The organism is Micromonospora sp. DT44, from assembly GCF_049841635.1.
Classification (GTDB): domain Bacteria; phylum Actinomycetota; class Actinomycetes; order Mycobacteriales; family Micromonosporaceae; genus Micromonospora.
In genome coordinates this window covers 134,781-140,658 of the sequence record NZ_JBNCKS010000011.1, presented here as the reverse complement: position 1 = coordinate 140,658, position 5,878 = coordinate 134,781, and the positions used below count along the sequence as shown (strand labels likewise).

Annotated in this window: 5 protein-coding genes and 2 riboswitches; of the genes, 3 read left to right on the top strand and 2 right to left on the bottom strand. The window is 70.9% G+C overall.

The annotated features are described in order from the left end of the window. Positions 1-80 precede the first annotated feature (80 nt). Both ACLQ25_RS09085 and ACLQ25_RS09080 read right to left on the bottom strand, forming a co-directional pair. Positions 81-1,076, bottom strand: a complete 996-nt coding sequence (locus ACLQ25_RS09085; RefSeq protein WP_425730456.1) for a ribonucleotide-diphosphate reductase subunit beta — start codon at positions 1,074-1,076, stop codon at positions 81-83. A 50-nt stretch (positions 1,077-1,126) separates the two neighbouring features. Then, positions 1,127-3,454 carry a ribonucleoside-diphosphate reductase subunit alpha gene (locus ACLQ25_RS09080; protein WP_425730455.1) on the bottom strand — a complete coding sequence of 776 codons (2,328 nt, stop codon included), beginning with the start codon at positions 3,452-3,454 and terminating at the stop codon, positions 1,127-1,129. A gap of 194 nt (positions 3,455-3,648) precedes the next feature. Then, positions 3,649-3,862: riboswitch (cobalamin riboswitch) on the bottom strand. 143 nt (positions 3,863-4,005) lie between these two features. Next, positions 4,006-4,145, top strand: a riboswitch (cobalamin riboswitch). A 35-nt stretch (positions 4,146-4,180) separates the two neighbouring features. Between ACLQ25_RS09080 and ACLQ25_RS09075 the strand changes: the two genes are divergently transcribed. From ACLQ25_RS09075 to ACLQ25_RS09065, 3 genes are read left to right on the top strand one after another with little or no spacing between them, the layout of a single operon-like run. Beyond that, positions 4,181-4,384 carry a CbtB domain-containing protein gene (locus tag ACLQ25_RS09075; protein ID WP_355050072.1) on the top strand — a complete coding sequence of 68 codons (204 nt, stop codon included), beginning with the start codon at positions 4,181-4,183 and terminating at the stop codon, positions 4,382-4,384. Beyond that, complete coding sequence (locus ACLQ25_RS09070; RefSeq protein ID WP_425730453.1) at positions 4,375-5,175, top strand: CbtA family protein; 801 nt, start codon at positions 4,375-4,377, stop codon at positions 5,173-5,175. Before ACLQ25_RS09075 ends, ACLQ25_RS09070 begins: the two co-directional genes overlap by 10 nt. Further along, the gene (locus tag ACLQ25_RS09065) at positions 5,172-5,762 is read left to right on the top strand and encodes a histidine phosphatase family protein (RefSeq protein ID WP_425730452.1); all 591 of its coding nucleotides are present in this window, start codon (positions 5,172-5,174) and stop codon (positions 5,760-5,762) included. Before ACLQ25_RS09070 ends, ACLQ25_RS09065 begins: the two co-directional genes overlap by 4 nt. Positions 5,763-5,878 lie beyond the last annotated feature (116 nt).

The window sequence follows — 5,878 nt, the reverse complement described above, 5'->3', positions numbered from 1 at the left end:
ACCAGGCCACCACCAGTATCAACATCATCAGCCCGGACCCTTGACGACCACACCCACCGCCTAACTGAACGGCGTTGGTTCTAGAAGTCGTCGTCGAAGGCGACCGTGCCGGTCACCCCGACCTGGTACGCCGACACCCGCCGCTCGAAGAAGTTGGACAGCTCCTGCACGTCCTGCAACTCCATGAAGGCGAACGGGTTGGCCGACCCGTAGTGCGGCGCGATCCCGAGCTGGGCGAGCCGACGGTCGGCGACGTGCTGCAGGTACTGGCGCATGTCCGCCAGGGTGAGACCGGGCACCCCCTGGCCCACCAGGTCCTCGGCGAACTGGACCTCGCACTCGACCGCCTCGGCGAGCATCCGGCGGACCTGGTCGGCCAGGTCGTCGTCGAACAGATCCGGCTCCTCGGCGCGTACGGTGTCGACGACGTCGAACGCGAACGCCATGTGCATGGACTCGTCGCGGAACACCCAGTTGGTCCCCGACGCCAGCCCGTGCAGCAGGCCACGGGAACGCAGGAAGTAGACGTACGCGAACGCGCCGTAGAAGAACAACCCCTCGATGCAGGCCGCGAAGCAGATCAGGTTGAGCAGGAAGGTCCGCCGGTCCTCGCGGGTACGCAGCTCCGGCAGGTCGCCCAGCGAGTCGATCCAGCGGAAGCAGAACTCGGCCTTGCGACGGATCGACGGGATGTTCTCGATGGCGGCGAAGGCCTCGAACCGCTCGGTCTCGTCGGGCACGTACGTGTCGAGCAGGTTCAGGTAGAACTGGACGTGTACGGCCTCCTCGAAGAGTTGCCGGGACAGGTAGAGCCGACCTTCGGGACTGTTGACGTGCTGGTACAGGTTGAGCACGAGGTTGTTGGCGACGATCGTGTCGCCGGTGGCGAAGAACGCGACGAGGCGGCTGACCAGGTGCCGCTCGGCCGGCGACAGACGGTCCAGGTCGGCGAGGTCGGTGTGCAGGTCGACCTCCTCGACCGTCCAGGTGTTGCGGATGGCGTCCCGGAACCGGTCGAAGAAGTGCGGGTAGCGCATCGGACGGAGAGTCAGGTCCATCCCGGGGTCGAGCAGCATGTGCGTGGTCCTCGCGTCGATGGTGCTGTCGGTGGTGGTGTCGGCGACGGTCACTGGCACGCCTCACACGACTCGGGGTTCTCCAGCGAGCAGGCCAACGCGTCGGCATCGACCGCGACGGGGACAACGGGCGTCACCGCGCTGACGGTGGCCTGCTGGATCCGGGTGGCCGGCCGGGACCGCAGGTAGTAGGTGGTCTTCAGACCGGTCTTCCAGGCGTACAGGTACATCGAGGAGAGCTTGCCGATGGTGGGCGAGGCCAGGAACAGGTTCAGCGACTGGGACTGGTCGATGAACGGCGCGCGGGCGGCGGCCAGATCGATCAGCGCACGCTGCGGCAGCTCCCACGCGGTACGGAACAGCTCCCGCACGTCGGCCGGCAGCTCCACGACGGACTGCACCGAGCCCTCGGCCCGCTTGATCGCCGACCGGATCTGCTCCGTCCACAGGCCGCGGGCCTTCAACTCGCGGACAAGAGCGGTGTTGACCTGGAGGAACTCCCCCGAGAGCGTCTCGCGCTTGAACAGGTTGGACACCTGCGGCTCGACGCACTCGTAGCAGCCGGCGATCGACGCGATCGTCGCGGTGGGCGCGACCGCCACCAGCAGCGAGTTGCGCAGCCCGTACTCCCGCACCTGCTGACGCAGCGCGCTCCAGCGCGCGGTCTGGGTACCCTCAACGCCCCAGAGGTCGGGTTGGAGCTGGCCCCGGGCGGCCCGGGTCTGCGCGAACGCCGGGTGGGCGCCGAACTCGCGGGCCAGGTCGGCGGAGGTCTCCAGCGCGGTCAGGTACAGCTCCTCGCTGATCCGCGTGGACAGCTCCCGCGCGGCCGGCGCGTCGAACGGCAGCCGCAGCGCGAAGAACACGTCCTGCAACCCCATCAGCCCGAGCCCGACCGGCCGCCAGCGGGGGTTGCTCGCCGCCGCCTGCGGGGTCGGGTAGTAGTTGATGTCGATGACCCGGTCGAGGAACGTCACCGCCGTCCGGACCGTGGCGCGCAGCCGTTCCCAGTCGATGCCGTCATCGGTCAGATGGGCGGCGACGTTCACCGAGCCGAGGTTGCACACGGCGGTCTCGTCGTCGCTGGACACCTCGATGATCTCGGTGCAGAGGTTGGAGAGGTGCACCACGTTCCCCGGCTCGGCCGTCTGGTTGCACAACCGGTTGGCGGCGTCCTTGAAGGTCATCCAGCCGTTGCCGGTCTGGGCCAGGGTCCGCATCATCTTCCCGTACAGCTCGCGGGCCGGCAGCTGCCGCACGTAGCGGCCCTGCGCCTCGGCGGCCCGGTACGCGGCGTCGAACCGCTCGCCCCACAGGTCGGGCAGTTCGGGCACCTCGTCGGGGTCGAACAGCGACCACATCTCGTCGGCCTCGACCCGGCGCATGAACTCGTCCGGGACCCAGTTGGCCAGGTTGAGATTGTGCGTACGACGGGCGTCCTCGCCCGTGTTGTCCCGTAGCTGGAGGAACTCCTCGATGTCCGGGTGCCACGGCTCCAGGTAGACGCAGGCCGCGCCCTTGCGCCGCCCGCCCTGGTTGACCGCCGCGACGCTCGCGTCCAGTGTGCGCAGGAACGGCACGATGCCGTTGGACTGCCCGTTCGTGCCCCGGATCAGCGCGCCGCGGGACCGGATCCGGGAGAACGCAATGCCGATGCCACCGGCGAACTTGGACAGGTTGGCGACCTGGGCGTAGCGCGCGTAGATCGAGTCCAGTTCGTCGCGCGGCGAGTCCACGAGATAGCACGAGGACATCTGGGTGTGTCGGGTGCCGGAGTTGAACAGGGTCGGCGAGCTGGGCAGATAGGCGAGACTGGACATCAGCCGGTAGAAGTCGACCGCCTCGTCTGGCGTACGGGACAGGCCGCAGGCCACCCGCAGCAGCCAGTACTGCGGGGTCTCCAGCACCAGCCTTGAGGTGGGGTGACGCAGCAGGTACCGGTCGTAGACGGTGCGCAGGCCGAAGTACTCGAAGCGACGGTCGCCGTCGGCGTCGACGGCGTCGTCGAACGTCTTCGCGTGCGCGGCGACGAACGCGGCGGTCTCGTCACCGATCAGACCCTCGGCGTGGCCGGCCCGGATCGCCGCGCTGAACGAGGTGATGCCCTGGCGCCGCACCTCCTTGTCGACGTAGCCGGCCAACAGCCGCGCGGCCAGGCGCGAGTACTGCGGCTCCGTACCGATCATCTCGGCGGCGGTCTGGATGGAGAGCCGGTCCAGTTCGGCGGTCGTCGCGCCGTCGTACAGGCCGCTGATCGTGCGGGTGGCCACCCGCATCGGGTCGACGTCGGTGAGATCGTCGGCCCACCGCTCGACCGCCCGGACAATCTTGTTCACGTCCACGGGTTCGGTGCCGCCGTCGCGCTTGCGCACCTGCATCGGGGTCCGCCGCGCGGCCTCGCCGCTGACCGGGACCACCTGGGTGACTGTCACCACTCACTCCTCGGGAGTTCGAGACCTCAAGGGCCCTCGGACGCGGGGAGACGGACGCCGTCGACGCCACGCCAGCGCGAGCGTGGGTCAGGTGGCGTCAGCCGTTCCACGCGGCCTCGGACCGCCGCGCACCCGAGGTTCGGGTGCGCGGTGCGCTGGCAGGTCTTCGGACTCGCGGGCGCGACCGGGCCTGCCCGGTCACCTACTGGCCGTCGCTTCCCAGGCCGGTGGCCCAGTGCTGATGACGGCGGTCGTTCCCACTCACCGCTGCGGGACAGTCCCGGACTTCCACCGGGTTCCCTCTTGCCTCGAACACTCGCCAGGAGTGGCCGAACCAGCTGCGGTCGACACCATATATAGGGGCGAGCTCGTTTGTCACACCCCACATGTCGGGTTCGGCGTGTCGCGGTCGACGATGACGACCCTCGTCGATCGGCTCGGAGCCGGCCGACGGGGCGGTGACGCCCCGACCGTCGCCAACGGCTTGACCGAGGCGAACCGGCACCGATACGGTCGACCCACTATCTGCGGCGACGCGAGGGAAGCCGGTGAGAATCCGGCGCGGTCGCGCCACTGTGAGCGGCCCCCAGCCCGGGGGGCGCGAGCCAGGACGCTCGGTCGTCCGCAGCCTTGCGATGGGGACGCGTCATCCCCGAGGAGGTTCGTTCACGCATGTCCAGCTCCACTTCCAGCCAGCCGCTGGCGCACCCCGCTGTCCCGACCCGTCTCCTGTGGACCGTCCTGGCCACCGTCGCCGTGCTCGCCCTGCTGACCTACCTCGTCGCCTTTGACCAGGGGGCGGTCTCGCGCAGCGGGATGTACCTGCACGAGCTGATGCACGACGGCCGGCACCTGCTCGGTGTCCCGTGCCACTGACCGGCACCGGCACCGCACCCACGTTCGTCACGGTCCTGCTGCGCGGGCTCCTCGCCGGCCTGGTGGCCGGCCTGCTGGCCGGGACGTTCGCCTTCGTCGTCGGCGAACCACACGTCGAGGCGGCCATCGCCATCGAGGAGGCGGCCACCCAGGCTGAGCCCGCCGCCGACGGGCACCAGCACGCCGAGGCCACCGCCGACGGGCACCAGCACGGCGAGGAGGCCCTGGTCGGCCGCAACGCCCAACGCGGCGGCCTGTTCCTGGCCACCGGCCTCTTCGGCGCCGCCATGGGCGGCCTGCTGGCCAGCGCGTACGTCCTGCTGGGCCGTCGTCGGCGGACCGCAGACGACGGGCGGTCCGGGCTGTTGCTGGCCGGCGGTGCGCTACTCGGCGCGGTGATCGTGCCGTTCCTCAAGTACCCGCCGAATCCGCCGGCCGTCGGCGACCCGTCCACCATCAACCAGCGCACGGTCACCTACCTGCTGATGGTGGTACTCGGCCTGGTCGCGGTCTGGTCCGGTTCGCTCGGCTACCGGTCGGTGGGTGAGCACGCGCCGGTGTGGCTGCGGGCCAGCGCTGCGGTCGGCGGTTTCCTGCTGGTCACCGTCGTGTCCTATGTGGTGCTGCCGTCGTTCCAGGAGGTCCCCGGCGACTTCCCCGCGACGCTGCTGTGGAGCTTCCGACTCGCCTCGCTCGGCACCCAGATGGTGCTGTGGACCGGGATCGGCCTGCTCTTCGCCGCCCTGATGCACCGCCAGCGCACGGTCGCCGACGCACGACTGGCCGGGTGAGCGCCACCAGCCTGCGGCTGGTCGCCCACGGTCACACCGCCGCCCTGCGGCAGGCCCGGTTCGGCGGGAACGACAGCCTGGACGAGGGCGGCCGGCGTGCCGCCCTCGCCCAGTCCCCCGCTGGTGCGGGCCGTCGCGAAGGCGACCCGGTGGCGTGCCTGTCCAGCCCCGCGGCGGCGGCCGTCGAGACCGCCGAGGTTCTCGGGCTCGCGCCCACCATCGAGGCGGCCCTGGCCGACTGTGACTACGGCGACTGGTCGGGCCGACCCCTCGCGGAGATCGCGGCGGAGCGGCCGGACGCGCTACGCGAGTGGCTGTCCACGCCGGACGCCGCGCCGCACGGCGGTGAGTCGATCGTCGCGGTGCGCCAGCGCGTCGGTCGGTGGCTGGACGCGCAACGCGACGTCGGCCGACGGGTCACCGCCGTCACGCACCCGCTGGTGATCCGGGTGGCGCTCGTGCACGCCCTGGATCTGCCGCTGGCGACGTACCGGCAGTTCGACGTCGCGCCGCTGGCGATCGTCCGACTCACCGGCCAGGGACCACGGTGGCGGCTCCGGCTGGACGCAGCCCCGGCGTACGGGTGACGAGGGGTCCAGCTGGAACGGGTGTCGGGGGGGGGGGGGGGGGGGGCCCGGCCCCCCCCTGGGGGGGGGAGCGGGCGGGGGGGCGGGGGGGCGGGAGGGGGGGGCGGCCGGCCCCG

Coding starts and splice junctions, on each gene's coding strand:
- ACLQ25_RS09085 (WP_425730456.1), bottom strand. CDS start 1,076: ATGCTGCTCGACCCCGGGATGGACCTGACTCTCCGTCCGATGCGCTAC.
- ACLQ25_RS09080 (WP_425730455.1), bottom strand. CDS start 3,454: ATGCAGGTGCGCAAGCGCGACGGCGGCACCGAACCCGTGGACGTGAAC.
- ACLQ25_RS09075 (WP_355050072.1), top strand. CDS start 4,181: ATGTCCAGCTCCACTTCCAGCCAGCCGCTGGCGCACCCCGCTGTCCCG.